The organism is Nostoc sp. NMS8, assembly GCF_017115045.1.
GTDB lineage: Bacteria > Cyanobacteriota > Cyanobacteriia > Cyanobacteriales > Nostocaceae > Nostoc.
On sequence record NZ_JABXKK010000042.1, the window covers coordinates 1 to 26,820 of the forward strand.

A 26,820-nucleotide genomic window follows, 5' to 3' on the forward strand; every position below is an offset into this window, starting at 1 on the left:
TCATGTCCGGTTCTGAAGACCAACGGGTTGGGTGACCGATTCGTTGAGTTTAATTTCCGTATGCAGGCAAGATATACGTGAGGGATTACCAAGAAAGAATATTACCACTATGGAGTGGACATCTTGTCTACTCTTAGTTATTATGAGCGGCGAGACGCTCATCCCACAATAAAAATTGGATGTTTATAATCTTACCTCTCATTTCTTTAATTACTATTTTTTTGTTAATTAATAAAAATTCTCGTGATTGGCGCGAATCGCTGATAGTAGCCTTTACTTACTGGGGAGTTTTGCTTACTGTCATCACAGAAATTTTGAGTTTTCTTAAATTAATTACTTTTGGTGGGGTATTAGTAACTTGGGTATTAATATGTATAATATTAATTTCTATATATCTGCGGTTAAATTCTCAAAAAACTCAGATTTTAGAGCCAAACAACTTTTTTCAAGTAAATGAAAATATTAAAATCTCATCAGTTATAAAATTCTTACTATCTGGCGTGGGTTTTGTTGTAACGACAGTTGGATTAATTGCAATTATCGCACCACCCAATAACTGGGATTCTATGGACTATCACATGAGTCGTGTTGCTCATTGGATAGAAAATCATAGTGTTGCTCATTATCCAACAAGTTATACTCCACAGCTATATCAAAACCCTTGGTCAGAATTTGTAATTTTACATTTTCAAATTCTCAGTGGTGGTGACTACTTTGCTAACTTAGTTCAATGGTTCAGTATGATTGGCTGTATTATTGGAGTGTCATTAATTGCCAAACAACTCGGAGCAGATTTACGAGGTCAGGTTTTATCTGCGGTTATAACTGCAACAATTCCTATGGGAATTTTGCAAGCGTCTGGTACTCAAAATGATTATGTAATTGCCTATTGGGTAGTGTGTCTTGCCTACTATTTGCTATCAACTATCGAAGCCAAAAATAGCAATATTTGGACGAGTTCATTCAATATTGGCAGTAGCACCGGATTAGCTATTTTGAGTAAGGCAACTGCTTATTTTTATGTCTTTCCCTTCTTAGTTTGGTTTGGCTTATACCAAATTAAACGTTTGCGTTGGCAAGTATGGAAGCCTGCTTTGATGGTAGGAAGTATATCTTTATTACTTAATATTAACCACTATTTACGTAATTATAATTTATTTGCTTCACCTCTTGGTGAACCAGGTGAATATAAAAATGAATTACACGGTATTAATATACTTTTTTCTAATGTTATCAGAAATCTGGCATTGCATATAGGCACACCGATTGGTTTATGGAATGGAATAGCAAATAAACTAATTAAAATCATACATACATTGATCGGTGTAGATATTAGCGACCCCCGGATAACTTTTTCCAAAACATTTTTTGTACCAGGAGGTTGGTCAACAATTGGGATATCTGGTAATGAAAACGGTGCTGGTAATTTTGTACATCTAGCATTATTAATTACATGTATCACTATTTTAATTGCGCGAAAATCCATCCGTAAAGACAGTTATCTAGTTGCTTATTTTCTTGCTACCATATTTACATTTTTGATGTTTTGCTACTTAGTCAAATGGCAAGCTTGGAATAGTCGTCTTCATTTAACTTTTTTCGTACTAATTTCTCCCTTTTTAGGGATTATTTTATCTAAGCTGAAAAAGCAAAAAATAGCAGTTTTTTTAGTGACATTTTTGCTCATATCATCTTTGCCGTGGCTATTTTTTAATCGATATAGACCTATCATTGATAGCAACAATATATTCCAAACCAGCAGAATTGAGCAGTATTTCAGTAATAGACCATACCTCAAAGGTACTTACACAGGAGCCGTTGAGTTTTTAAATTCAAAAAAATGCTCTAATATTGGGCTATTAATGGGAAATGATCCTTGGGAATACCCTTTGTGGGTACTTTTACAGCAAAATAATCAAGAAGTAGTTAAAATTCAACACGTTAATGTCACTAATATTTCGGCAACTTTAGAAAAAGAAGATTCCTATAAAGATTTTCAGCCTTGTGGGATTATTGCAATGGAAACTAAAAAAAGTAAACAAAATAAATCTTTAGAGGTTAATTTTAAAGGTAAAACTTATACTCGCTCTTGGGATTCTCCAGAACTTGGTGTATTTATTAAGTAGAATTTGATTTCCAAGATTATAAAATTAAGGTTTAGTGAGAAAATAATAAAATAATGCTGACAAAAACTGTTGTTGAAAAAATTCTGGAACATGCCTTGATGGGGTACGACTTATCTCCCGAAGAGGGAGTAGTATTATTACAACAAACTGACCCAGAGGCGATCGCAGCAATACGTACTACATCCGACACACTCCGCCACACTCAAGCAGGCGATACTGTCACCTACATAATTAATCGTAATATCAACTTTACTAATATTTGTGAGCAGCACTGTAGTTTTTGTGCTTTCCGTCGAGATGATGGTGATGTCGGTGCATACTGGTTAGATTCGGCACAAATTTTGGAAAAAGCGACAGATGCAGTGCGACGGGGTGCGACGGAAATCTGTATGCAGGGTGGGTTAAATCCACAAGCGCAAATAAATGGTAAATCTTTGCCCTACTATCTCAAGGTAGTGGAAACCATCAAACAGGAATTTCCCCAGATACATCTGCACGCTTTCTCTCCCCAAGAAGTTCAATTTATCGCCAGACTTGACGGACTCGAATATGCTGATGTGATTATTGCTTTGCGCGATGCCGGAGTTAATTCAATGCCGGGAACAGCAGCAGAAGTATTAGACGATGAAGTTAGGCGGATACTGTGTCCAGAGAAGATTGATACAGCCACTTGGCTAGAAATTGTCAGCACCGCTCACAAATTAGGACTGCATACTACTAGTACTATGTTATCTGGGCATATTGAAACCCACGAACAGCAAATCGGACATTTAGAAAAATTGCGATCGCTCCAAAAAACCGCCATCAATCAGGGATATCCAGCAAGGATTACCGAGTTTATTCTATTACCCTTCGTAGGTCAAGAAGCCCCCAAATCTTTACGTCGCCGTGTCGGACGCGATCAACCAGTTTTAACCGATGCATTGCTATTAGGAGCTGTAGCGCGAATTTACTTAGGTAATTGGATTCCCAACCATCAGCAGAGTTGGGTAAAACTGGGGCTTGCAGGTGCGACAGAAGCCTTAGTTTGGGGTTGCAACGATATCGGTGGCACATTGATGGAGGAGCATATTACCACAATGGCAGGTGCTTTGGGTGGTACATGCATGGAAGTGGAAACTTTAGAAACTGCGATCGCTTCTTTAGGACGACCTTACCAACAACGAGATACCCTATATCAGAAAATTAGGAATTAGGAAAAAAATTTCTTTTCAATCTCCTTACTCTGCGTCTCTGTGGTTAAATAAATTACTTTTAAACCGCAGATTCCCAGACAGATCAGAGATAAAAAATAGATTTTACGAGTCAGCTTAAAAGAGCTAATCTTCAATATTTAAGCGATTTAATCTTAAGCTTGTAGGTAAGATAATCCTTGCTCAGTGTTAGCAAGCTCTAATAATTTAGAGGTGGAGCACTATGAGAATTTTGATAGTAGAAGATGACGATCGCATTGCCAAGCCATTAGCTGAATTTTTAAGAAGACAACACCATATTGTGGATATAACAACCGATGGGTTGGTAGCTTGGGAATGGTCACAATCAGCATTATATGAGCTAATCTTATTAGATTTAATGCTTCCTAAATTAGATGGAATAACTCTATGTAAACGTTTACGCGCTGCTTCATCTAATATTATGATTTTAATGCTGACGGCACGAGATACAACAGGCGATAAAATTATCGGACTTGATGCTGGTGCGGATGATTACTTAGTGAAGCCATTTGAATTAAAAGAGTTAGCAGCACGCATTAGGGCTTTAGCTCGAAGAACTCCAGAGATTCGTCCCCAGATATTAATCCACGGTGATTTGCAACTAGATCCAGCAACTCAACAGGTTACTTATGCAGGAAGCATCATATCATTAACTCCTAAAGAATATATGATATTAGAATATTTTTTCAGAAACCCAAATCAAGTTATCACTCGTTCGGCAATTCTTGATAAATTGTGGGATTTTGATAAATCTTCGGGAGAAGGAAGTATTAAAACTCATATTACAAATTTGCGGAATAAACTTAGAGCATCTGGAAGTTCCGAAGATTTGATTGAAAATATCTATGGCATTGGTTATCGTCTAGGACATACAGCAGATTGCAAGTAAGTGAGGTACAGCAGGACTGATTCATCAAACATAAAGAGTTTCTTTCTAACTCCTGCCTCCTGCCTCAAAACCCGTAACTTTGTACCTCATGTAAATGAAAACTGCTGTAAGTAAACTAACTTAAGATAAATATAATGCTAGTCATTTCTTAAAATAAAAATTTTACAGCGATAAATAATGTGTTTCAAAGAATCAGATATCGTTTGTTGTTGTCTTACTTAGTTGTGTCTGCATCGCTGCTGGGAATATTTGCGATCGCAGTCCGATTTGCTTTCACTCGCAGCTTGACTGAACAAATCACAGATAAACTCATAGCAATAGGAAAAGGTGCTGCTGCAAATGTCGAGTTGGAAAAAGGTCGCCTGACAGTTGAAAGTGACTTTCGTCCACAAGACTTAATTGCTTCTCATCAAGCTTTGCAGTGGTTTGATACTCAAGGAAATTTGATTACCCAACAGGGAAAAAATGTTTTAACTTTACCTTTTTTACCAAACAAAATAGTACAATTTCAGACTGGTAAAATCCCTATCCAAGCAGTAAATGTACCAATTATTGCTAGCGATAATGGTGAGCTAGTTGGGTATGTGAGGGTAAGTCAATCTTTAGAAGAATTTGATGAAACCCTTCAAAAATTGGATTGGGGATTGAGTGGTGGGATTATTATAACTTTGGTTCTGAGTGGTATTGGCGGAATTTTACTAACTCATCAAGCAATGCAACCCATTGAAGAGAGTTTTGAAAGACTCAAACAATTTACTGCTGATGCTTCCCACGAACTACGCAGTCCGTTAATGGCTATCAAAATTAATGCTGAGTTACCGCTGGAATATCCAGAAGAAATAAGCCCAAAAGATGCAGAAAAATTTCAGGCGATCGCCAACGCTACCAACCAAATGACTCGCCTCACAGAAGATTTACTGATGTTAGCACGCACTGATAGAGTTTCCAATCAAAATAGGGATACTCTCAATTTAACGTCAATATTAGAGAACCTAATCCAACTGTATAAACCTCAAGCTGAAGCCAAACAAATTAACTTTAAATTTCAATTAATTGCTAATCTTCAGCTAATAGGTGATTCAAGTCACTTAACGCGACTGTTTACTAATTTAATTGAAAACGCAATCTACTATACACGATCAGGAGGCGTAGTAGAAATTAAAACCAGTCGTATCGGTTCCCACCTTTATATCAACGTGCAAGATACAGGTATGGGAATTGCACCAGAGAATATCAATAAGGTTTTTGAGCGTTTTTGGCGAGCAGATCAATCTCGTTCTTATTGGTTAGGTGGTTCTGGTTTAGGACTAGCGATCGCTCAAGCGATCGCCCAAAATCACGGTGGATTAATTAGTGTTATGAGTCAATTAGGAGTTGGTAGTTGTTTTACTGTGCGTTTACCAACTTCTTAACAATTTGATTTTAAGTTCCCTACTTACTTACCATCATCATTTGTTTCGCGATCGCCATCACTAGTTTCTTTAACTTGAATACTACTCTTGGGACGAGTAACTTCATTTTTCTCATCTTGTTGATTGGCATTTTCAGCGTAGAGAACTTTGCTATTACCAGCATCGACCTTAACATCTTGCTGACCAATTTCTACAGAATAAACTAAGTTGCCATCTTCATTTTCGAGTTTGACACTTTTTGCCTTACCTCCCACAGATACTTCAACTGCTTGTTGTGCTTGTTGGGCTGTAATTTTAGCTAGGGGTTGCAGTTTTGCCGCTTCTTGTGCATCGTCGTTTGTTTCACCGTCACCATCGCTAGCTTCAGCAACTTTAGTAGCAAGATGATGGTGAGGCACAATTGCTACGAAAGATTGTGGTTGTTTTGCAGAAACAACTCTCGACAATCCAGCCAATCCCAAAGTACCAACAAAAGCTGCTGCCAAAATAATTTTTGTTGAAGTCTTCATACTTGTAAAATCCCTTGAAGTTTGGGTTTGTATTTCCACAATAGGTAATAAAAGTCAAGAAATAGTCAAGATTGGGTTGAATTCAACAAATTTAATATCAACTGGTGAAATTAATTTTTAATGAGATATTTCAGTTATTCCTAGTGCCTATATTAGGAAAAAATTACTTTTTCAATGAAATCTTGACTATTTCTTGACTTTTGCTGTGTAAAGTACAATCATTCAGCAATTTCTGACAAGACAGGTAACTTTAAGATGTGATGTAATCTCACTTATATGGAAAAATCATGAAGGAAAAAGATTATGAATAAAATTTTAAATAGGGTTCCAGAGGTTACAATTTACTTCTGGATTATTAAGGTTTTGGCAACCACAGTAGGTGAAACCGCAGCAGATTTTCTGTCAGCAACCCTGAACCTTGGTTTAGGCATTACATCTTACATTATGAGCGGTGTGTTACTGATTGCGCTGTTGAATCAGTTTAAGCTTAAACGTTATGTTCCAGCAAGTTTCTGGTTTGTGGTTGTTTTGATAAGTATCGTTGGCACACTGATCACTGATAGATTAGTAGACGAGCTTGGAGTTAGTTTGGTAACAACTACTGTAATTCTTAGTGTTTCCTTGTTGGCAGTTTTTGCGCTCTGGTATTTAAACGAAAAGACATTAGCCATGCACTCCATCAATATAGCTAAAAGAGAGCTTTTTCATTGGGTAGCTGTTTTGTTTACCTTTGCTTTGGGCACTGCAACAGGAGACCTATTAGCAGAGTATTTACGGCTGGGCTATGCACAATCAGCGCTGATATTTGGCGCTTCAATTGCAATTATAGCGAGCGCTTATTATTACTTGTGGATGAATGCAGTTTTGGCATTCTGGTTAGCTTACATCTTGACTCGTCCACTTGGAGCTTCTATAGGTGATTTACTATCCCAATCTCCTACAAATGGTGGTTTTGGTTTTGGTACTGTCGGAACCAGTATACTTTTTCTTTCTATAATCGTCAGCCTAGTTATTTACTTAAGCCTTAAGCACAAAAAATTAGCTTTACAGCCAATTGACCGACAAGACTAATTAGCGTCTAGTTAATTTAATGTCATGAGTGTTAAAAACGATGACTTACTATTTTTTATTGTGAAAAATAAATGAACAAAGTTGCAAAAGTTACAATTTTTTTCTGGATCATGAAGATCATCGCCACGACGCTCGGCGAGACGGCAGGTGACTTCATCTCAATGACTCTTGGGCTGGGATATTACATAGGCTTTGCCGTAACGTTCGCCATTCTGGCTATTCTCCTATTTTTTCAAATTCAATCCGACAGATATCGTCCAGCCCTTTACTGGGCGGCCATCATTGCAACAACTACAGCCGGAACCGAAGTTTCAGACTTGATGGATCGATCTTTCGGGCTGGGCTATGCAGTGGGATCGCTTATTCTGGTAGCTGGTCTGTTGAGTGTTCTTGCTATTTGGTACTACCGAGATCGGGACCTTAGCGTTTATCCGATCATAAGGAAAGACGCAGAGACTACCTATTGGCTGGCCATTGTATTCTCCAACAGTTTGGGAACGGCCTTTGGTGACTTTCTGACAAGCAACTTGGGACTGAGCTATATCCAGGGCGCATTCGTGACGGCCAGCGTCATTGGTGTTGTCATAGCCCTTCACTACATAACAAAGTTGAGTGATATTTTCCTATTCTGGCTCGCGTTCATCTTCACGCGACCCTTCGGAGCGACCTTCGGAGATTTTTTGACAAAACCAGTCAAAAATGGTGGTCTATCACTGCCAAGGGGTTATGCTTCGGCGATCGCCTTTATTCTACTAGCAGTTGTGTTATTCTTTTCCGTGCGAAAGGAGAAAAAAGTGCGTCACCCAATTGAGTGATGCTTTTAAGCATAATGAATAAAATTAAAGTATGCTCCGACAAATTTCTAATTTCTGGTTGCGTCATATACATCCTCGTTTGGCTCCCTTAATTGCCACAATTGGTATTGTTGGACTTGCCAGTTGTCTCCTCATCCTTTTTGTTTTAGCAAAACTGGCTGAAGAGGTTTTGGAGCAAGAAGCTTTTGCATTTGATACTATTTTTCTATTATGGCTACATCAGTTCGCCAATCCAAATTTAGATAATTTAATGCTGTTTATTACAAATCTTGGCAATCCTAATACAGTGGTTATAGTTGTAGGCGTTAATGTCTTGTTACTTTGGTGGCGACGTTACCAAGAAGAAGCGAAAGTTTTTGTACTTGCTTGTCTAGGAGGGTTAATTTTAAATACAGGGCTAAAGTTGTTTTTTTCTAAACATCGCCCAGAACTATGGCATCAATTGATTTCTGAAAAATCTTTTAGTTTTCCTAGTGGTCACGCACTAGGTTCTATGGTACTTTATGGTTTTATCGCTCACGAATTGGCAAATCACTATCCTCATTTTGCCAAAATTATTTATAGTTTGACAGTTATTTTAATTGCTGCTATTGGTATCAGCCGCTTATATTTAGGAGTCCATTGGCCCACAGACATAATTGCAGGTTATGGAGTCGGTTTTTTGTGGCTGATGATATGTATTACGATACTTAAATTGCAAAGATTGAGGTAGAAAAAGCTACTTGCTTAAATCCGATCAGCCTCTAATTCTATAACTTCGTAGAGAAGACATCGCCATGATAATTGTCCAATTAGATTTTTAATAACCCGATTTTTGTGCCCAAGATGCTTGTAGAGCGCCTTTTATGCTATAAAACAGCCCTCTGCTTACTCCCATATTCTCCACTCCTCACTGAATTGATCCCCAAGTTACCAATCCAAGATAGGATGGACGTTGATTTACGTATTCTTTTACTTAATGCATTATGAAACGCTATTGGTCGCGTTTGCTTGCGCTGGTTTTGGTTGTATCTATCGGCTTAATGGGTTGTTCTGGTAGTCCAGATAGTTTGACTGGGGATTATCGTCAAGACACCTTGGCTGTGGTCAATATTATGAGACAAGCTTTGGATCTTTCACAAGATTCGCCAGACAAAGCAGCAGTTCAAACAGAAGCGCGTCAAAAAATTAATGACTTTTCCGCTCGCTACCAGCGAGTTAACTCTGTTTCTGGTCTTGGTTCCTTTACAACCATACGAACAGCCCTCAATTCCCTAGCTGGACACTACAGTTCTTACCCAAATCGTCCTGTACCCGAAAAACTCAAAAATCGTCTAGAGAAGGAGTTAGAGCAGGTAGAGACGGCGCTGAAGCGTGGTGGTTAGCTATTAACTATTGCTTATTCCATCATCAATAGCCAAGAGTCAAAATTTTTGACTCTTGGCTATTATTGTCGAATTTATATAAACCTGAGCTTTTAATTTTTAACTATGTTAACGTGAGTCTCTGTTGGAGGCGCACCTTAATCATTGGTGTCAACTTAACATGAAAACAAGTCTAGAACTAGCTTTCAGATTGCCTCGTTCCCAGTCGGAGACTGGGAATGCTCGTCGTTGAGGCTCCGCCTCTCGAACTTGCGGCAGAGCCGCTTTTGAATTGCATTTCCAGCCGGAGGCTATAAACGAGGTTTTAAAGGAGTTTCAGCTTAAGTTGACACCAATGCACGTTAATATAAGCCGATGCATTGGTATCAAAGTATATTGCCAAATTTAATTCACTACGAATTAACGAAATACTGTATCTATGTAAAAAATATTACTATTTTTGTCAGATTTTCTCTAACTAAGGTAGGAGCAGAATCTAGCCAATAGTAGACTAAACTTGCCCTGTATTCAGGTATTCTCTAGCACCATTTATACGTTTATGTGTTTATAAAAGAATACGGCAACAGAAATATGTTCTTGGGAGTCTTAAAAAAATAGGTTTCAGAACCCTTGCTAGTTAAGTGTGTAATTATATACACATTTTCAATAGTTTTCTGATTTGGGATTGATTTGAAGTTTGAATTTGTTCATCTACTGCTAGGTATGTCTAACCGTCCCTTGAACTTTATAAGATCGATATTATTTTGGCGGCGCTTATTCGCTGTTGTTTTCACTAGTAGTTCGTTGCTTTCCAACTTTGGGAGCGAACCAGCAAGGGCGCAAGTGAGTGAGTATTGCCAGTTATCATCAGCGGCAGTGCAAGAAAAAGAAAGCTTACGTTTGTCAGCCCTTAAAGGCAATGAAAATGCTCAAACGCGTTACCAAAATATGCTACAAGAGCAGGCACAGAAATTACAGGAGTGCCGGACTCGGACTTGGCCGCAAGTTCAAGCTATTTGGTTGCGCTTGTATCCTTGTGACATTCAGCCAGGAACAATCGATCAGATTATGGATCGGATTGTGAATCGTGGCTATAACCAAGTTTATGTAGAAGTATTTTACGACGGGCAGGTTTTATTACCAGCAAAAGCTAATCCGACAGTTTGGCCTGCCGTGATTCGCACTCCAGGGGCAGAAAACACTGATATACTCGCCACAGCAATTAAAAAAGGTCGGCAACGTGGTTTGAAAGTCTACGCCTGGATGTTTACCACAAATTTCGGCTATACTTACGCCCAGCGTCCAGATAGAGAAAGTGCGATCGCTCGTAATGGCAAAGGTCAAACGAGTTTATATGTTGTAGACAACGGCTCTCAAGTATTTATCGACCCCTACAACTTGCAAGCAAAACGCGACTACTATCAATTGGTACAAGAAATTTTGCGTCGTCGTCCAGATGGCTTGTTATTAGACTATGTGCGTTATCCTCGACAAGCTGGAAGTGATTCCATCGCCACTAAAGTTTCAGATTTATGGCTATTTACTCCTGCAACCCAAGAAGCTTTATTTAAACGGGCACAAAATTACAAAGGGCTGGAGTTGATTCGCCGCTTTTTGAGTAAGGGATTTGTCACTGGTGGAGATATAACCGAAGTCGATAAACTTTATCCCCAGGAAGGAGAACCCCTCTGGCAAGGACGCCCTCTTCCACCAGAAAAATCAATCCTGCCTGCAACCGATAGACAGCCGCTTTTACAATGGGAGTTGTGGCAGCTTGCCGTTGCCCACGCCATGCAAGGAATTCTAGATTTTGTCACCATCGCTAGTTACCCAGCAAAGCAGCAAGGTATTTCCACAGGAGTGGTATTTTTCCCAGATGGCAACCAAACTGTAGGACAAGGGTATGACTCCCGCTTGCAACCTTGGGATCGGTTCCCCACTACATTAGAGTGGCATCCGATGGCTTATGGAAATTGCGGTGATGTTAGTTGTATTGTGTCGCAAGTGCAGCGGGTTTTGAGTATGGCAAAACCAGGTACACAGATTATCCCAGCTTTAGCTGGGAAATGGGGAGAATCCATCAGTAATCGTCCATCCCTAGAAGTACAAATGCAGGCACTCCGAAAATTTGCCCCCCAACTTAAGGGAGTGAGCCATTTTGCTTATTCTTGGCAATATCCTGAGAGTGATAGCGATCGCAAATTCTGCCGAGTTAAGTAGACTTATTGTAGAAGTAATGAAGAGTGCTGAGTGTTGAGTAGCGAGTGCTGAGTATGGTTAAAAGGGGATTGAATTTCCCTTTCAACTTCTCAAATCACACGCAGTCATAATTACGTATAGTGTGCCGCGAGTCGTTGGAATGCCGACGGTGCTGGATTATCTGCGAGGTGCTGGCGGATCACCTCAGCACACGCACCTGGGCTTAACAACGAGGTATCAACTTCCAGGTCATAGATGCCAGGGATGTGGACTTCACGTTGCCATAACTGAACCGGATGTGGTATCGGGGAGTCGGCTGTACTTCCCACCTTCCACCCCGTTTTTTGTCGTCGTTCCATAATAATCTCGATGGGGCAGCGAACACCTACAAACAAAACCGGCAATCCGTTCAAACGTCGGGCACTATCAGCCAGAATGCCCCGCTCCATTGCGTAGGCATCATGGTGTCCGACATCAACCACAACATTCAGACCCAAACGACTATGGGCGGCGATGGACTCATACATAGCGCTGTACAGAATGGGAACCACGGGTTCAATATCCTGGCGTTCTCCCCCTGGACGCAGACCGATCCCAGGCAGGTATCGTGGGGGAGTCATTTGCATAAACCTATCGACACCCAAGTTCATCCATAGACCATCAAATGTCTCCTGGATAACTGCGACAATGCTTGATTTACCCGATCGCGGGACACCATTCAGGATGATAATCTGTCCTAGTTCCCGTGTCTGCCCCATAATCGCTCCTCGCGTTCTTGATAATTCCAGTTCATATAGTTAGCACGATTCAATCCCCAGTCCGCAAACTCAACTTAAAGCTAAGTCTTCTGGTGTATTACAGTTAAACAGCATTTCGGGTTCTGCCAAGGGCAAAACTTCTACCGGATATTGCCGCAACCACTGCTGAAACGATCGCCCCCCTTGGTTGATAAACTCTAAAAGTTGTGGCAAACAACGGCGGCGATAGAAACCACACAGAGGTTCCCAACCTTTGGGATGATGAGTTAAAGCTGCGATCGCATTATCTCCTACATCATCAAGTCTAGTTACCCATTCTTGCAACACCTCAACCCGCAATCTCGGTAAATCGCAAGCTAGCGACAGCACCCATTCTGTCTGTACTTGCTCTAATCCTTGAGCAAATCCAACTAAAGGCCCGTGGGCGAGGGATTCGCCAGATAAAGGTACTTCTCGGATAAATTGACAACCAGGTAAAAGCAAATCTTGATAGCGTTCTGGCCAGGGAGTGACAATATAAATAGTATCTGCACAACCTTTGGCGATCGCACAAACTCGTTGCAACAACGGCACTCCTTGAATGGGAATCAAGGCTTTGTCTTGACCCATGCGAGAACTTTTACCGCCAGCTAATACAATTGCGGTTAATTCGCTTCGGTTCTTCATAGTTATACATCGAATTTAGTTCTAAGGACTAAGTGCAGAATTTTGTAAGTTCGTAGCGAATTCCCTTAAAAAAACTCTGCGTACCTCTGCGCTTTCCTCTGCGTCCCTCTGCGTTTAAAAATCATCCTCTATTCTGACTTTTCTCTACTTGCTGCCATAAATGCTCTAAACTTTCTGCTGGTGCAAGGCACTTCAAACCTTGACAAACTAATCCAACGCTTCCCTCTGGTAAATCAGATATGATGGCAAACACAGCCGCCGGCAGAAACTTGGGGATCAGCGAGTTTATTTGCTCAGTTGTACTGCGAATCAAGGTAGAGTTACGATACCAATCTAAAGCTGTAAATAAACTAGGACAAGCTTGGGGAGCGCGATGCATTACGCTCTTAAAAGCTTTTAAACCAAGTTCCGCTAAATCTAAATAATCTAGATTATCGGTGAGTAGGGCGAGACGGACAAGGTTAGCGATCGCAACTCCATTAGCTGATGGTGTCGCATTATCTGCGTAACTACGTTCTCTGACAATTAAATCTTGACTAAAATCGCGTGATGTGTTACTATAACCACCTAATTCTACACTCCAGAGAAATTCGTTGAATTGATCTTGGATAGCGATCGCATTTTCTAACCATTGCTCCTGCTCAGGGTTGGAAGCTTGTAAATCAAGCAGAGCTTTAATAAACAAAGCGTAATCTTCAGACTGAGCTAAAACACTTGGTTCTCCTTGATAGTTGAGTCGCTGAAAACGCCCATCTACAAATTGATTTTCCAAGATAAAATTCGCTGCTCGTGCTGCTAATTCCAGATACAAAGGTTCTTGGAAAACGCCAGCAGCCTTAGCCAGACCGGAAATCATCAAGCTATTCCAGGCGACAATCATCTTCGTATCTGTCACCGAAGGAATGCGACCCGACCAATTAGTGGTTTTTGCTTCCTGGTTGTTACGAGCAGGGGGAAAAGTTTCTAGTGACTCAGAACTAACACCATAACGAGCGGTAAACAGCTTACTAAGCGAAGTTTCTAGCGTTGCACTCAGTTTGCCAGAATTCCTTCTTTGCAAAACATTACGTCCTTCAAAGTTGCCGCTAGAGGTAACAGTAAATTGCTGTTGTAATTCCGTTAATTCTTCAGGTGTTAACAGTTGTTGTAATTCGCTGTAACTCCAAACATAAAAAGCTCCTTCTTCTGGTTCTACTGCCGTGGGTTGGGTGAAGCTATCGGCATCTTGAGAAGCATAGAAGTAACCTTCAGGCGCAGTCATTTCCCGCTTTAGCCATTGTACAGTACCAGCGATCGCCCTTTCAAAGGCTGGCTCTTGTACTCCGGCACTCCATAAAGAAGCCAGATACTCCACAATCTGTCCATTGTCGTAGAGCATCTTTTCAAAATGCGGTACTGTCCAAGTTGGGTCAACAGTATAGCGATGAAAACCACCGCCTACATGGTCATAAATACCTCCCAGGGCTAAGTCTAGTCCTCGCTGGGTACAAACTTGCTTGCCATCATAGCGAGATTCAAAATTAAATCGAGTTCCCCGCAGTGCTAATTCTGTGTAGGGAATCATCGGAAAGCTATTGCCAGATTGACTAGGAGTAATTATGCCTGTACTAGTTTCCCAACCTTGGCGGAGTAATTCATGGTCTTCAAGCTCATCTGTTGTACCGTCTTGCAACACCGCAGACGTGAGCAGAGACTCAACAATCAAGGCTTTGCGTTGCTGTAAATCTGCTTTTTCTGTATCGTAATAACGGCGAAGAGCTTGCAAGACTTGCAAAAATCCCGGACGACCATAGCGCGGGTCTACAGGGAAATAAGTACCAGCGTAAAACGGCACTAAATCTTCTGGAGAAAGAAAAATATTTAAAGGCCAACCACCTTGACCGCTCATCATCTGCAAAGCCTGCATATAGATGCTATCAAGGTCAGGTCTTTCTTCCCTGTCTACTTTGATGGGAAGATAATTGGCATTCATGTAGTCAGCGATCGCAATATCAGAAAAAGCCTCGCCTTCCATGACAGTACACCAGTGACAACTAGAATAGCCAATGGAGAGAAAAATCGGTTTATTTTGCGCCCTTGCAGTTGCAAGTGCTTCGTCACACCAAGGCCACCAATCAATGGGGTTTTCGGCGTGTTTACGGAGATAGAGGCTCTTAGCTTCAGCAAGGCGATTAGTCATGATCAAACGCAAATAGTTGCCTTCTTTGCTCAGTCTAGCCTGTTCCCAAGGGTGTTAGCCTAGACGGCTATCTACATAAGCAAGAAACCCTTGAGTTAGAAGGTAGCACTGGTTTTGATATCGCCTAAGTAAGTTTATGCAAAAAATTACAGGTTTGTAGTCAGCCAGCACTGACTACAAGGCAATAATCATTTAGATAACTGGGTTTATTTGCGCCGACTTACTTACACCTGTGCAACTTATGAAACATTCTTATTGAAAAGATCGCAACAGCAAGCTAACAATATTTGGTGGCGTTTCTTGCATAGGTGATGCTGTCTTTGTCTGAATCAAAGTATTTGGGCTAAGTCCTGCTATCAGATGGAGCAAGAAGGTGATGAGGGCGGCTTGTATAAGTTTTTCTAGCATGGCACGTCTCTCTCTGAGTGGATAGCATTTTCAATTAGGACTAGTTATTCTAAATACACCTCGTACTATCGACTTACCGAATCTAACAAAAATAACTTGATAATTGCGGAGGGAAATCCTAAAAAAATGTTTAAAATGTTACCGAAAATTAACATAATTCCCTAAGCAAGTCGGGTAGTAATGGCGCTCCGGGACTAGGGACTGGGGACTAGGAAGAGTTTTTTCTCTAGGAGACGCTACGCGAACAAAACTTGGGTAGTGGTCTGAATCCCCGAACAATTTTCCCAGTCCCCAGTCCCTAATCCACAGCCCCTTTTTAAATCGGGATATCTTCTTAGACAGCTTTTGCCGCTAAAAAGTGCCCTTAAAAGTTGAATCCATTGCAAAATGTGCTTTTACTCCCTCGTTGGATAAGGCAGAATGGGAAAGATTTACTTTTATCTACCTGGGAATAGTAGAGATAAACCCCAGTTTCGTGCCGCCACCGATAAAATGTATTTAAAGTAGCCACAAACACGCTTCCATGATTCCTATCGTTATTGAACAATCGGGTCGAGGTGAACGCGCCTTTGACATCTACTCACGGCTGTTACGTGAGCGCATCATCTTTTTGGGACAACAAGTTGATAACAATATTGCCAACTTGATTGTTGCCCAACTGCTGTATTTGGATGCTGAAGACCCGGAGAAAGACATTTATATGTACATCAATTCTCCCGGTGGTTCGGTGACGGCTGGTATGGGCATTTTTGACACTATGAAACATATTCGCCCTGATGTCTGTACAATTTGTACCGGATTGGCGGCGAGTATGGGCGCTTTCCTCCTCAGCGCGGGTGCTAAGGGTAAGCGGATGAGTCTACCCCATTCTCGGATTATGATTCATCAACCTCTAGGCGGCGCTCAAGGACAGGCGACTGATATTGAAATTCAGGCGCGGGAAATTTTGTACCACAAGAAGCGGCTAAACGACTATTTAGCTGACCATACAGGTCAACCAATTGAGCGGATTGCTGAAGATACTGAACGTGACTTTTTCATGTCGCCAGAGGAAGCCAGGGAATACGGTTTGATTGACCAAGTGATTGACCGTCACGCCGCCGGTAGCCGTCCAGCCGTTGCGGTTCTTAATTAATAGTCACGATTGTAAATGATGATTTACCACTTTAAATTCTCTTAAACCACAAAAATAACCCCTCTTTACTTATGAAGAGGGGTTATTTTGGGAATGGATGGTCTGCTCAAGTACTTAATACCGATTTGGACAAATGAATAACTAAAATCCCGCTATTGGGTTTGGCTGAGATTGTAAGTATTTGAGGAATTCATGTAATTCTTCTTCAGTAAGCAAAGTACGCGATCGCTTACCGTAGACTTTAATCAGATGTTCTCGTCCCTGTTCTGGTGTCCAGTTTAAACGCTGAAGTTCGACATCTGTTTTAGCATTGAGCAATTACTTCAGAAAAATTCACAGTTTCCATAGCTTCGTTACTGTTTCAAGAGCCTATGTTATTAGTCATTAGTCCTTACAAATGACTAATGACCAATGACAAATGACAAATGACAAATGACTAATCAAAATCCCGCTATTGGGTCTGGCTGCGATTGTAAGTATTTGAGGAATCCGTGTAATTCTTCTTCAGTAAGCAAAGTACGCCCTCGCTTACCGTAGGTTTTAATCAGATGCTCCCGTCCCTGGTCTGGTGTCCAGTTTAAACGCTGAAGTTCGACATCTGTTTTGGCAATTACATCTGATAAATCCACAGGTTCAGCTTTCTTGTTTCTCTTTCCTTTCCCTGATGGGGTGGCGACATTTTCTTGAGGGCTGTAACTCCGGGGTGTAAATGGTGTGACATTATTGGCAGAAATTGCTGGAAAGGTTTGATTTTCTAACTGGTTATCAAAGGTTATTTCCAAGCTTTCAACTGGAGGATCAAATTCTAGCTCCTGGTTGGCAGTCACAGGAAAGTTTTGACTTAAATTCTGGCTATAGGTATCGTCATTTAGGGGCGCAGCATTGCTGTATCCATACTGTTCGTTACTGCTTGTTACTACTTCTGGTTTGATGTTCAGTCCTTTGGAGGGCGGCGTAGATATTTCTTTGTCGCTGACTGCTGACCACTGATTACTAACAAACTCCTCATCTTTTACAGAGGAATAGGCAGCAGGCTCATTTAATCCTACTTTGGTATTCAAGGAAGGGTTTTGCTGCGCTGGGGAAACTGGATTTGAGGTAAATGCCACTGATTCCTGTAGCGCATTATTAATACCCAAAACTATCAACGCCCTGGTTCTGGCTTGGTCTTCTGCTGCTTCTACTGTTTCGGCTGCTGCCATACCCGTAGCACGGGTTACGCCTTCAATTTGCACGCTTGCCCGAACAATATATTTTCCTTGAAAAATTTGCACTAATTCAGAAATCAGACTACCTTTGGGATACAAGCTCTGGAATTGAGCCAACATAATACTGCTACCAATCTAAAGGGGAATGGGGACTGGGGACTAGGGACTAGGAGTTTTCCAAGGGAGCAATGCTCTAACAGTGAGGTTGAGAAGCAGGGGAGGCAGGGGAGGCAAGGGAGAGAAATAAATAAGTGTATTTAGGATTATTCGGGTCGTAAAAAATACTAAAATTTTCTCTTCACTTCCCCTGCTCCCCGTGCCTCCCCTGCTCTTTTCACGATGATCTCACTTTTTTGCGTTGCTCCCTTTTCCAATGTCCAATGCCCAGTCTCTTTTAAAGTAATATTCTTGCTTTGCCTTGTGTCCTAATTGTAGCAGTAGGTGTTTTTTGACGAAACTTTTGGCTAGTGCTAACTTGTCTGGGTAGTCTTGCTTGCAATGCTATACTGATTACCCAAGTCGATATCTAGAACTATTTTCTGGAAGTGCGCTCTAAATCTACAATAATGGAGATAAGGTTCACCCTCGCTGCTTATTAAGCTGCTCACCTAATTGTTACCGATTCTACATGTGGGAAAATTGGGTTCACCGGCAGTTCCTCCTAGTTAAACATCAGAGTCTAATGGCGTAAAATTACCTTCACTCTAGACAATTAAACACTTGTAGTTTCCACGCCACTTGACGGCAGTTGCTCCACTTGGGGAGACCCCAAGACCGCACTGCCTCCTCCACTTGGGGAGACCCCAGACGCTCGCAGACTCGCTATCGGTTTTAGCGTCTCCCCTTCTCCCAAAGGAGAGGCTAACGCCAAGGGAGAAGACCTCCGGGTTCGGCAGTCCCCCAGACGCTCGGTCTGACGCTCGATGACTCGCTATCGCTGCGCCATCGCGCTTCGCGTCTCCCCTTGGGAGAAGACGGGGGCTGCCTCACCGCAGTGGCTCACCTGCATAGCGCTTTTGGGCAGCATGGATTCTCTAAACCCAGCTTCTCAAAAACCCGTCGCGTAATTACCTAGCGGGGCTAAATTCTAATCAGGCGTGCAATCTTAAGTTTGGTTTAGGTGAAGGGACTTGAATGCAGGGAAATTCTGAGAGCATCTTGCAGTGAGAAGTTCGTAGACACCCAGAGTTGTCCGTGGGTCGGCTTCCTTTGCTCGAAACTGTGGGAGTATTTTCCCGCTTTTGCTAGGTCGGGCTTCCTTCTCTTAGAACTTAGGAAGTCTTGCTTCAGGGCAATTAGTTTCAACTTATTTCTGTAAGCCGTGAGGGTATACAGGAAAGAACCAGATTAAACAACAAATGATGTTTTGACCAAAGGTCGGTTCACTGCATGGAATTTTCAATCGCTACACTCCTTGCCAATTTCACCGATGATAAATTGGTAGCTCGGAAGGTTTTAGAAAAGAAGCTTGGCTGTGAAGATGAAAAAAGTTTACAAAAACTTCACATTGCCTTAGATGTTCTCGAAAAAATCGGTATTTTAGTGAAGGAACGGGGCAAGTACCGCCGTGTCTCAGAAGAGGGAATAATCGAGGCAAAACTCCGTTGTTCTAGTAAGGGCTTTTGCTTTGCTATTCAAGATGTAGAAGGCGCTGAGGATATTTACATCCGCGAAAGTCATCTGAGTAATGCTTGGAATGGCGATCGCGTTTTGGTAAGAGTTCTCAAAGAAGGCAGTCGCCGTCGCTCTCCTGAAGGGGAAGTAAAGCTGATTCTGGAACGTTCTAACCACACGTTACTGGCACGAATTAAGCAGGTGGAAACAGGTTTCCGGGCTGTGCCTTTAGACGATCGATTGCTGTTTGAACTCAAGATCCAACCTAACGAGGCAAAGTTAGAAGAAGCGATCGATCACCTGGTTCATGTGGAAGTTTTGCGTTATCCGTTGGCACAATATCCTCCCCTCGGTCGAGTCGTGCAAATCCTCGGTAGCGATGCCGAAGCTGCTGCTGATATAGATTTAGTTACGTGCAAACACGACCTTTCCCGGACTTTTCCAGATAATGTCGTTGAAGCAGCCGCCAGGTTGCCCAAAAAGCTGCTGAAAGCAGACCTGAAAAATCGGCTAGATTTACGTAATTTGTTTACTCTCACCATTGAAGGAGTAAATGGCGGCGACACCAAATTTATCGAAAACGCTTTTAGTTTAGAAAAAAACTTAGCCGGAAATTGGCTTTTAGGCGTTCACATCACTGATGTTTCTCACTATGTCCAACCTGATGAACCCCTAGATAGAGAAGCACTCAAACGCGGTAAATCAGTGTATTTGGGAGAATTGGTGTTGCCAATCTTGCCCCCAACGGTGGCAGAACGCTGTTCTTTAGTACCTGGGAGCGATCGCTTAACCATCTCTTTTTTAATTACCATTGATCCCAAATCGGGAGAAGTGTTGGAGTGGGAAATTCAACCCAGTGTAATCAATGTAGAGACTGCACTAAGTACTGAACTTGCTCAAGCAATTCTTACAGGTGAATCTCAAGATGAATCTCCCCAGGTTTCCCAAATACTGCAAGACCTCCAAGGCTTGCAAACAGCTGTGAAACAAGTGCGGTTAACTCGTGGTAGCCTTCAGTTAAATCTACCGCCTAGCCAAAACGCCTATTATGATGAGGGGATTTTAGGCACTGTGGTGGTGAATGATTTACCAGTGCGATCGCTACTCACGGAGTTGGTACTGTTAGTTAACCAACTATTTGCAACTCACTTAAATGCCCTTGGGGTTCCTGCTATCTGGCGAGTCCAAGGCACTCCTGATGTTGAAGATGTCCAAGAAATGCTGAAATTGGCAGTCAATTTAGGCGTTGACCTCACACTAGATCCAGAAGTTGATATCCAACCCTTAGATTACCAACATTTGACCACAGCTTTTGCCGAATCTCCCTCTGAGCAAGTTCTTACCTACTTATTACAAGATACACTTAAACCGTCTGCGTACAGCACCACCAAAGGATCTCACTTTGGTCTGGCACTACCGCAATATGTCCACTTTAGCGCTCCCTTGCGGCGTTACCCAGATTTGCTGATGCAGAGAGTGTATTACACCCTACTCGAAAACGGGCGCGATCGCCGCAATACCCGTGTGAGAGAACGTGTCAACCTGCGCCACTCCTCCAGCCACGAGGAAATTAACTGGAACGTTTTACCCCCAGAATTGCAACAAGAATTGCAAAGCGATTTGACTAGGGTAATTGTCCAAATCAACGACCGAGAAAAAGAAGTCCAAGAAGCTGAAGCTGATTTAGCCGGACTGCAAAAAGCCCAACTGATGAAGCAACGCATCGGTCAGGTATTTCAAGGCGTGATTACTGGGGTGCAATCCTACGGTTTCTTTGTGGAAATTGAAGTACCAGCCGCCGAGGTCGAGTCCAGCAGTAATCCGGGTGTGCCTTTGCGGGTAGAAGGATTGGTACACGTGAGTTCCCTCAAAGATGATTGGTATGAATATCGCGCCAGACAACAAGCACTTTTTGGTCGCAAAAATCGCGCTTCTTATCGATTAGGCGATCGCGTCGCCGTGCAAGTTAAGAGTGTCGATTACTACCGTCAGCAAATCGATTTGGTAACGGTTGGCAGCGATGGCGTAGCTAAAAATCTAACTGCCAATGATTCCAATGAAGAGCTTTCAGACCTCTATTTACCAAATGACATTGAGCCTGATGACCTAGATTCTTACTCTGATGATGAGTAAAATTAACTACGTTTTACGTGTCAAATAACACTAAGCCTTTAATTTTAGGCGTATCGGGCGCATCTGGCCTGATTTACGCTGTTCGCGCGATCAAATTTTTGCTAGAAGCGGAGTATAGCATTGAATTGGTCGCCTCTAAATCAACTTACATGGTTTGGCAGTCAGAACAGGAAATTCGGATGCCACCAGAACCAACCGGGCAAGAACAATTCTGGCGAGAGCAAGCTGGTGTTGCACTTGCGGGTAAACTACGCTGTCATCCTTGGAGCGATGTTGGAGCCGGGATTGCTAGTGGTTCCTTTGCCACTCTGGGGATGATGATTATTCCATGCAGCATGAGTACAGTGGCAAAACTAGCAGTTGGCTTGAGTTCCGATTTACTAGAACGGGCTGCGGATGTCCAACTCAAAGAAGGGCGAAAGCTGGTCATTGTCCCGCGTGAAACCCCTTTTAGCCTCATCCACCTACGTAACTTAACTTCTTTAGCAGAAGTTGGAGTTAGAGTTGTCCCCGCTATTCCCGCCTGGTATCACAATCCCCAAACCATCGAGGATTTAGTTGATTTTGTAGTTGCCCGTGCTTTAGATCAACTAGATATTGACTGTATCCCAATTCAGCGGTGGCAAGGTCGTCGCTAACGTCCTGAATGGATTCTATTGTAAATTTCACAATAGTCCTAAAAAGGTAATGATAGAGATGGCTGATAGTGTCAGTAGTCAGTGAACAGTAATTAGCGAAGAGTAATCAGACTGATAACTGACAACTGACAACTGACCACTGATAATTGACAACTGACAAAATTGCTATGGCTGTAATTCGCTTAATTCTATTGGTGGCAGTACTGGGAGGACTCACGCTGTTGTTAGTCCAAAATTTCTCACCTGCCCTATCGCTAGTATTTTTGGGCGCGCGAACTCAACCATTACCACTAGCGATATGGATTTTGTTCAGTACTACCACTGGTGCTTTCACATCTATATTGATTGCTACCTTATTCAAATTATCGAATTATTTTCCGGGAGGACAACGCCAAACCCCTAACAGGGCAACCGCCGCTTCAACTCGTACCAAGGCAACCCGGAGAGAAGAACCGACATCTCGTCCTGCCAGTCCTCCACCACCAGCTAGTAAAAAAGAAGAGCCTAGCAGTGAGGTATTTGATGATTGGGAGACAAATAGTAGTGGAGATGATTGGAACTTTGATGAAAATTCCGAGGAAGCGCCTACCCCTAATCCTCAAGCTCAACAGCCTAGAGATTCAACAACTTACGAACGTCAATCAGAAGCCAAAAGTACTTCTCGGTCTGGTTCAGTTTACTCCTATAGCTACCGCGAGCCAAAAAATACAGCTGCGGGAAAAACTGAATCAATTTACGATGCTGATTATCGGGTAATCATCCCCCCTCATCAGCCGCCGGCTACCAATCAAGCGGATGATGATGATTGGGAATTTTTTGAAGATGATGATGATTTTGAGGATGATGGTAAACGCCCCCGTCGGTGAGATATAGCAGGCTACATCTCTACTTAATGCCACACCGCTCTCTAGACTCCTGCTTGACCTTACCAGTCATGGCAGCTTCCTGCAAAGTCATGAAAGCATTAAAATCTTCCAGGTCATATCGGGTAGTCAACAGTTGTCGTAGTTGATCTTCAGCTTCCAGTGTCAAATAGCCAGTTGCTAAAGCTCTTTCTACAACGTCACGAATTCGAGTCATGGTTGACACCTCATTCATACTATATTTATTCATTCAGGCTTATTGGGGTGAAATATGCAGTAGTCTTTGTGTCGAAACTTCAATTTTGTAAGTTGTTTTAGAGCGATCGCAGCAAATAAGTCATGGTTTACACCTTTATCAAAAACATTTAATTGAGCAAGGCTTGTTATAACTGAACTTTTAGAAAAACCATACTGTCCTTTTAGAAACACAGTATTGTGTATACTTAAAATTATCCACCAGAGAAAAAACCCTGATTATTTAGATAGACAGATATTGTTTGGATAAAGTTTCAAACAAGCTACGTTAATTTTTTTGTTAAGTATCGCGATCGCTATCCAGCAATTACCAAGTTACCTCAGGAAATTTACTATATTCTTTACTAAATCATCATTTATTACTTATGAAAATTTCACAGAAGAATGGTTAATTTTTTGTACGAGTTACTTTAAATACATTAATAGCAGTAATAACAGCAGTTAATTCCGATCAAATAAGAGGTGAATTTGTATTATTTAAAAATAATTGAAAGTTATAAAAGTTATACGTAAATTTGATATCCGCAAAGGAAAAAGCCTTGAGATACGTTGAAAATAAATTTCTCAGAGGTTTAGTTTATGGTTGTATTCCTGCGGAAATTGCTAATGTCGCAGTTGAAAATCGTAGTAGCAATACTATGTAGAGTTATCTTTTGAATTGATTATATAATACGCGTAGGTATGACATTTTCATCTAAGTGGGATCGAATTTTTTGTATTATTTCGATTCTTTAGTTTTTCTTGCAGAATCGAAGGAGTTTGAGCCTGTACTTCTCTGATGAAGGCTTCTCTTTCTGCAATTTCTTGCCTGATATCATTTTGATGATCGTGGTAATAAGCTAGAGTAGCATAGACATCAGCTAAAGTGATACTGGGATAATGATCAACGATTTCGTCAGGGGAAAGTCCCATCCCTTCATGCCAAATCACAATATCTTGCACTCTAATTCGGTGTCCAGCAATGCGCGGTTTACCCCCGCACACACCTAGAGTAATTTCGATGTGTTCTGAGATTACTGGTATCTTAGACATCTTATCGAGAAACACTCCTATAAGAACAAATTATATTCTAATTATCAGCTTATTAGCGATCGCTTTTTCAGTCGCAGCTTAAGCCAGGCATTGCTTGAATACGCACGTATGAGTCGTTAAGTCTATAATTTGAAACTGTGACTCAAAACTCATAATTGGAGCGAATCGACTGGTGAGCAGCTTATTACAAGGAGTCAACCTGTACTTAATTGGGATTATGGGCGTTGGTAAGACGACAGTAGGGCGCTTACTAGCAAAGGAATTGGGTTATGGATTTGTGGATACCGATGATGTCATTGCCCAAGCGACAGGTAAATCTATCAATCAGTTATTTGCCCAAGTTGGTGAAGCAGAGTTTCGGCAGTTAGAAAGCGACGTACTTTCACAAATTTGTGCTTTTACAAAGTTGACTATAGCAACTGGTGGGGGAATTGTTCTGCGGCGAGAAAACTGGGGTTACTTGCACCACGGTTTGATAGTGTGGCTAGATGCGCCAGTGGATATAATTTACAACCGTTTAGCTGAGGATACCACAAGACCACTGCTACAAGACGTTGATCCTCAAGGTAAATTGCGATCGCTCCTCGAACAACGAACACCACTTTATTCTCAAGCCGATTTGCACATCATTGAGCGAGAAGGAGATAAACCTGAAGATGTTGCCAAGCGAATACTTGAGGGAATTCCTAGCATCCTGAAAACACAAGTTTCTCATTAATGGGGAATATCAAATTTAAAAAGGATATTTTTACTAACTGTGTCTGCAAAAGATATTTTTCATGAATCAGTTAAAAAAGCTTTGCAAAAAGAACAATGGATCATTACAAGCGATCCATTAAAGTTTAAATTTGGGGAAGTCAACTTCCAAATTGATTTAGGTGCTGAGAAAATAATTGCCGCAGAAAAAGGAAATGAAAAAATAGCAATTGAAATAAAAAGTTTTTTAAATCCCTCCGCAATTACAGATTTTTACTCCGCTTTGGGACAATTCCTTAGTTACCGTATAGCATTAGCAGGACATGAACCAGAGCGAGTATTATATTTAGCAGTTCCATTGGATACTTACAAAATATTTTTTCAACTTGAATTTACTAAAACTGCGATAAAACAGTATCAGGTGTTGTTAATTGTTTATGATCCGGAAAATGAGGTGATTGTACAGTGGATAAACTAGCAAAATATCAAGAGTACGTTAAAACATTGTTGACAAACTATGCCAGTGATGATGTCTCGGATAACAATGTAGAAGTCCAACTGATTTTAGACACAGAACGCAATCATTATCAATGGATGAATGTCGGTTGGCAAGGATTTAATCGTATTTATCGATGCGTGATCCATTTTGATATTAAAGATGGCAAAATCTGGCTGCAACAGAACTTAACCGATCGCAATCCAGCAGAGGAATTAGTGATGATGGGAGTAGCACGAGAGGATATTGTCTTGGGTTTACAAGCTCCATACAAGCGTCAGTATACAGATTATGGCGTAGCGTAGTGCGATCGCTCCTCTAACAACGAAGATCACTTTACTCTCAGCGAATACTTGAAGCAATTCCTAATGTTCTCAAAACACAAGTTTCTCATTAAGAATACTTAAGTTACCAAATTTTGCCCATCCGTAAGATAAACCCTGGTAATTCTGGATTACCCGTAACTGCTTCGGGATTTTCCAAAACTTCAACTTCTTGATTCGGACGGTAAATGTAGACTTTTCGATTCTGCCGATCAATTAACCAGCCTAGTGATGCACCGTTATCGATGTACTCCTGCATTTTCTCTTGTAATTTTATTAGGCGGTCGCTGGAAGAACGTAACTCAATCACAAAGCTGGGACAAATTGGTGCAAATGAGGCTTTTTGTGCATCTGTTAAGGTATTCCAACGCTCCAGTTCAATCCAAGAAGCATCAGGGGAACGCATCGCTCCATTGGGTAGCGTAAAACCTGTACTGGAGTCAAAGCCTATGCCAGTGCCATCTTGTTCAGTCCAATACCCAAGCTGTGCAGCAATGTTAAAGTTACGGTTGCCCGTATCTGAGAAAGCTGGTGGCATAATGATGACTTCCCCATTAGCAGTGCGCTCGATTCGCAAATCTCCATTGGCTTGGCAGAATTCGTAGAACTGCTCATTTGTCATCTGCACAAGAGAGGGGAAATTTACCGTTAGGGGTGTGCTTTCAGTTTGAATTAGCAGCGTGGTCATTTTCATTCCCTAGCTTCAGCCGAATGATTTCAATTTTAGAGGTTTGAAGGAGCGATCGCTTGCTTGTTATGTCGGGTAATCTGGCAACAGTGATTTATTTAGTATTAGTTATTCCCAACACTACCATCAGGCATAATAGTTGTACTGAAA

General features: G+C 41.6%; 25 protein-coding genes and 1 pseudogene. 16 read left to right on the forward strand and 10 right to left on the reverse strand.

Features of this window, described 5'->3' with window-relative positions:
• Positions 1–179 precede the first annotated feature (179 nt).
• The 4 genes from HWQ39_RS07125 (at position 180) to HWQ39_RS07140 (ending at position 5,641) form a co-directional block, all read left to right on the forward strand.
• Positions 180–2,126: a hypothetical protein gene (locus HWQ39_RS07125; protein WP_292842995.1), complete on the forward strand. Its 1,947-nt coding sequence runs from the start codon at positions 180–182 to the stop codon at positions 2,124–2,126.
• 53 nt (positions 2,127–2,179) lie between these two features.
• The gene (gene cofH, locus HWQ39_RS07130) at positions 2,180–3,322 is read left to right on the forward strand and encodes a 7,8-didemethyl-8-hydroxy-5-deazariboflavin synthase subunit CofH (protein ID WP_292842997.1); all 1,143 of its coding nucleotides are present in this window, start codon (positions 2,180–2,182) and stop codon (positions 3,320–3,322) included.
• Positions 3,323–3,542: 220 nt separating this feature from the next.
• Entirely contained in the window at positions 3,543–4,229 is a 687-nt protein-coding gene (locus tag HWQ39_RS07135; protein ID WP_292842999.1) for a response regulator transcription factor, read from the forward strand.
• A 179-nt stretch (positions 4,230–4,408) separates the two neighbouring features.
• On the forward strand, positions 4,409–5,641 hold the full coding sequence (locus HWQ39_RS07140; RefSeq protein ID WP_292843001.1) for a cell wall metabolism sensor histidine kinase WalK: 1,233 nt from the start codon (positions 4,409–4,411) through the stop codon (positions 5,639–5,641).
• A 23-nt stretch (positions 5,642–5,664) separates the two neighbouring features.
• Here the strand turns inward: HWQ39_RS07140 and HWQ39_RS07145 are convergent, their stop codons facing one another.
• Positions 5,665–6,150 (reverse strand): PepSY domain-containing protein, encoded by a 486-nt coding sequence (locus tag HWQ39_RS07145; RefSeq protein WP_292843003.1) that lies wholly within the window; start codon positions 6,148–6,150, stop codon positions 5,665–5,667.
• 303 nt (positions 6,151–6,453) lie between these two features.
• On the opposite strand from HWQ39_RS07145, the gene HWQ39_RS07150 reads away from it, so the two are divergent.
• The 5 genes from HWQ39_RS07150 (at position 6,454) to HWQ39_RS07170 (ending at position 11,599) form a co-directional block, all read left to right on the forward strand.
• Positions 6,454–7,221 (forward strand): hypothetical protein, encoded by a 768-nt coding sequence (locus tag HWQ39_RS07150; protein ID WP_292843005.1) that lies wholly within the window; start codon positions 6,454–6,456, stop codon positions 7,219–7,221.
• 71 nt (positions 7,222–7,292) lie between these two features.
• Positions 7,293–8,036, forward strand: a complete 744-nt coding sequence (locus HWQ39_RS07155) for a hypothetical protein (protein WP_292843007.1) — start codon at positions 7,293–7,295, stop codon at positions 8,034–8,036.
• Between the two features lie 31 nt (positions 8,037–8,067).
• Positions 8,068–8,748 carry a phosphatase PAP2 family protein gene (locus tag HWQ39_RS07160; protein WP_292843009.1) on the forward strand — a complete coding sequence of 227 codons (681 nt, stop codon included), beginning with the start codon at positions 8,068–8,070 and terminating at the stop codon, positions 8,746–8,748.
• A gap of 253 nt (positions 8,749–9,001) precedes the next feature.
• Complete coding sequence (gene psb27 / locus HWQ39_RS07165) at positions 9,002–9,400, forward strand: photosystem II protein Psb27 (protein ID WP_292843011.1); 399 nt, start codon at positions 9,002–9,004, stop codon at positions 9,398–9,400.
• 702 nt (positions 9,401–10,102) lie between these two features.
• Positions 10,103–11,599 carry a family 10 glycosylhydrolase gene (locus tag HWQ39_RS07170; RefSeq protein WP_292843085.1) on the forward strand — a complete coding sequence of 499 codons (1,497 nt, stop codon included), beginning with the start codon at positions 10,103–10,105 and terminating at the stop codon, positions 11,597–11,599.
• A gap of 110 nt (positions 11,600–11,709) precedes the next feature.
• Here HWQ39_RS07170 and HWQ39_RS07175 read toward each other — a convergent pair whose 3' ends face one another.
• The 4 genes from HWQ39_RS07175 to HWQ39_RS07190 form a co-directional block, all read right to left on the reverse strand.
• A complete protein-coding gene (locus tag HWQ39_RS07175; protein ID WP_292843013.1) occupies positions 11,710–12,336 on the reverse strand; it encodes a hypothetical protein in 627 nt (208 codons plus the stop codon).
• A 69-nt stretch (positions 12,337–12,405) separates the two neighbouring features.
• A complete protein-coding gene (locus HWQ39_RS07180) occupies positions 12,406–13,002 on the reverse strand; it encodes a molybdenum cofactor guanylyltransferase (RefSeq protein ID WP_292843015.1) in 597 nt (198 codons plus the stop codon).
• Positions 13,003–13,123: 121 nt separating this feature from the next.
• Entirely contained in the window at positions 13,124–15,181 is a 2,058-nt protein-coding gene (locus HWQ39_RS07185; protein ID WP_292843017.1) for a thioredoxin domain-containing protein, read from the reverse strand.
• A 252-nt stretch (positions 15,182–15,433) separates the two neighbouring features.
• Positions 15,434–15,589, reverse strand: a complete 156-nt coding sequence (locus HWQ39_RS07190) for a hypothetical protein (protein ID WP_292843019.1) — start codon at positions 15,587–15,589, stop codon at positions 15,434–15,436.
• 523 nt (positions 15,590–16,112) lie between these two features.
• Here HWQ39_RS07190 and clpP point away from each other — a divergent pair.
• Entirely contained in the window at positions 16,113–16,724 is a 612-nt protein-coding gene (gene clpP / locus HWQ39_RS07195; protein WP_292843021.1) for an ATP-dependent Clp endopeptidase proteolytic subunit ClpP, read from the forward strand.
• A gap of 141 nt (positions 16,725–16,865) precedes the next feature.
• Here clpP and HWQ39_RS07200 read toward each other — a convergent pair.
• Together HWQ39_RS07200 and HWQ39_RS07205 are read right to left on the reverse strand one after the other, a co-directional pair.
• Positions 16,866–17,067 (reverse strand): annotated as a pseudogene (locus HWQ39_RS07200) (hypothetical protein); the annotation flags it as partial.
• A 97-nt stretch (positions 17,068–17,164) separates the two neighbouring features.
• Entirely contained in the window at positions 17,165–18,052 is an 888-nt protein-coding gene (locus tag HWQ39_RS07205) for a hypothetical protein (protein ID WP_292843023.1), read from the reverse strand.
• Between the two features lie 1,269 nt (positions 18,053–19,321).
• Here HWQ39_RS07205 and HWQ39_RS07210 point away from each other — a divergent pair.
• The 3 genes from HWQ39_RS07210 to HWQ39_RS07220 all read left to right on the forward strand — a co-directional run bounded on the left by HWQ39_RS07210 (position 19,322) and on the right by HWQ39_RS07220 (position 23,183).
• The gene (locus HWQ39_RS07210) at positions 19,322–21,679 is read left to right on the forward strand and encodes a ribonuclease R family protein (RefSeq protein ID WP_292843025.1); all 2,358 of its coding nucleotides are present in this window, start codon (positions 19,322–19,324) and stop codon (positions 21,677–21,679) included.
• Positions 21,680–21,696: 17 nt separating this feature from the next.
• Positions 21,697–22,317: a flavin prenyltransferase UbiX gene (locus HWQ39_RS07215; protein WP_179065018.1), complete on the forward strand. Its 621-nt coding sequence runs from the start codon at positions 21,697–21,699 to the stop codon at positions 22,315–22,317.
• 167 nt (positions 22,318–22,484) lie between these two features.
• Positions 22,485–23,183, forward strand: coding sequence for a LapA family protein (locus tag HWQ39_RS07220; protein WP_292843028.1), 699 nt, complete (start codon positions 22,485–22,487; stop codon positions 23,181–23,183).
• Between the two features lie 19 nt (positions 23,184–23,202).
• On the opposite strand, the gene HWQ39_RS07225 is transcribed toward HWQ39_RS07220, so the two are convergent.
• Complete coding sequence (locus HWQ39_RS07225) at positions 23,203–23,397, reverse strand: hypothetical protein (protein WP_179065016.1); 195 nt, start codon at positions 23,395–23,397, stop codon at positions 23,203–23,205.
• Positions 23,398–24,125: 728 nt separating this feature from the next.
• Entirely contained in the window at positions 24,126–24,467 is a 342-nt protein-coding gene (locus tag HWQ39_RS07230) for a DUF433 domain-containing protein (RefSeq protein ID WP_292843031.1), read from the reverse strand.
• A 172-nt stretch (positions 24,468–24,639) separates the two neighbouring features.
• Between HWQ39_RS07230 and HWQ39_RS07235 the strand changes: the two genes are divergently transcribed.
• Genes HWQ39_RS07235 through HWQ39_RS07245 form a run of 3 tightly spaced genes read left to right on the forward strand, consistent with a single transcriptional unit; the run spans position 24,640 to position 25,964 of the window.
• Positions 24,640–25,185, forward strand: coding sequence for a shikimate kinase (locus HWQ39_RS07235; protein ID WP_292843033.1), 546 nt, complete (start codon positions 24,640–24,642; stop codon positions 25,183–25,185).
• A gap of 39 nt (positions 25,186–25,224) precedes the next feature.
• Positions 25,225–25,641 carry a XisH family protein gene (locus HWQ39_RS07240; RefSeq protein ID WP_292843035.1) on the forward strand — a complete coding sequence of 139 codons (417 nt, stop codon included), beginning with the start codon at positions 25,225–25,227 and terminating at the stop codon, positions 25,639–25,641.
• Complete coding sequence (locus HWQ39_RS07245) at positions 25,629–25,964, forward strand: XisI protein (RefSeq protein ID WP_292843037.1); 336 nt, start codon at positions 25,629–25,631, stop codon at positions 25,962–25,964. Before HWQ39_RS07240 ends, HWQ39_RS07245 begins: the two co-directional genes overlap by 13 nt.
• Before the next feature lie 103 nt (positions 25,965–26,067).
• Here the strand turns inward: HWQ39_RS07245 and HWQ39_RS07250 are convergent, their stop codons facing one another.
• Positions 26,068–26,670, reverse strand: a complete 603-nt coding sequence (locus tag HWQ39_RS07250) for a Uma2 family endonuclease (RefSeq protein WP_292843039.1) — start codon at positions 26,668–26,670, stop codon at positions 26,068–26,070.
• Positions 26,671–26,820 lie beyond the last annotated feature (150 nt).

Bases quoted from the DNA above. Each gene is read 5' to 3' on its own strand.
- HWQ39_RS07175 (WP_292843013.1), bottom strand. From the start codon at position 12,336: ATGGGGCAGACACGGGAACTAGGACAGATTATCATCCTGAATGGTGTC.
- HWQ39_RS07125 (WP_292842995.1), top strand. From the start codon at position 180: ATGTTTATAATCTTACCTCTCATTTCTTTAATTACTATTTTTTTGTTA.
- HWQ39_RS07145 (WP_292843003.1), bottom strand. From the start codon at position 6,150: ATGAAGACTTCAACAAAAATTATTTTGGCAGCAGCTTTTGTTGGTACT.
- HWQ39_RS07220 (WP_292843028.1), top strand. From the start codon at position 22,485: ATGGCTGTAATTCGCTTAATTCTATTGGTGGCAGTACTGGGAGGACTC.
- HWQ39_RS07180 (WP_292843015.1), bottom strand. From the start codon at position 13,002: ATGAAGAACCGAAGCGAATTAACCGCAATTGTATTAGCTGGCGGTAAA.
- HWQ39_RS07190 (WP_292843019.1), bottom strand. From the start codon at position 15,589: ATGCTAGAAAAACTTATACAAGCCGCCCTCATCACCTTCTTGCTCCAT.
- HWQ39_RS07225 (WP_179065016.1), bottom strand. From the start codon at position 23,397: ATGACTCGAATTCGTGACGTTGTAGAAAGAGCTTTAGCAACTGGCTAT.
- HWQ39_RS07135 (WP_292842999.1), top strand. From the start codon at position 3,543: ATGAGAATTTTGATAGTAGAAGATGACGATCGCATTGCCAAGCCATTA.
- HWQ39_RS07155 (WP_292843007.1), top strand. From the start codon at position 7,293: ATGAACAAAGTTGCAAAAGTTACAATTTTTTTCTGGATCATGAAGATC.
- HWQ39_RS07160 (WP_292843009.1), top strand. From the start codon at position 8,068: ATGCTCCGACAAATTTCTAATTTCTGGTTGCGTCATATACATCCTCGT.
- HWQ39_RS07185 (WP_292843017.1), bottom strand. From the start codon at position 15,181: ATGACTAATCGCCTTGCTGAAGCTAAGAGCCTCTATCTCCGTAAACAC.
- HWQ39_RS07250 (WP_292843039.1), bottom strand. From the start codon at position 26,670: ATGACCACGCTGCTAATTCAAACTGAAAGCACACCCCTAACGGTAAAT.
- HWQ39_RS07230 (WP_292843031.1), bottom strand. From the start codon at position 24,467: ATGTCTAAGATACCAGTAATCTCAGAACACATCGAAATTACTCTAGGT.
- clpP (WP_292843021.1), top strand. From the start codon at position 16,113: ATGATTCCTATCGTTATTGAACAATCGGGTCGAGGTGAACGCGCCTTT.
- HWQ39_RS07210 (WP_292843025.1), top strand. From the start codon at position 19,322: ATGGAATTTTCAATCGCTACACTCCTTGCCAATTTCACCGATGATAAA.
- HWQ39_RS07150 (WP_292843005.1), top strand. From the start codon at position 6,454: ATGAATAAAATTTTAAATAGGGTTCCAGAGGTTACAATTTACTTCTGG.
- HWQ39_RS07205 (WP_292843023.1), bottom strand. From the start codon at position 18,052: ATGTTGGCTCAATTCCAGAGCTTGTATCCCAAAGGTAGTCTGATTTCT.
- cofH (WP_292842997.1), top strand. From the start codon at position 2,180: ATGCTGACAAAAACTGTTGTTGAAAAAATTCTGGAACATGCCTTGATG.
- HWQ39_RS07170 (WP_292843085.1), top strand. From the start codon at position 10,103: ATGTCTAACCGTCCCTTGAACTTTATAAGATCGATATTATTTTGGCGG.
- psb27 (WP_292843011.1), top strand. From the start codon at position 9,002: ATGAAACGCTATTGGTCGCGTTTGCTTGCGCTGGTTTTGGTTGTATCT.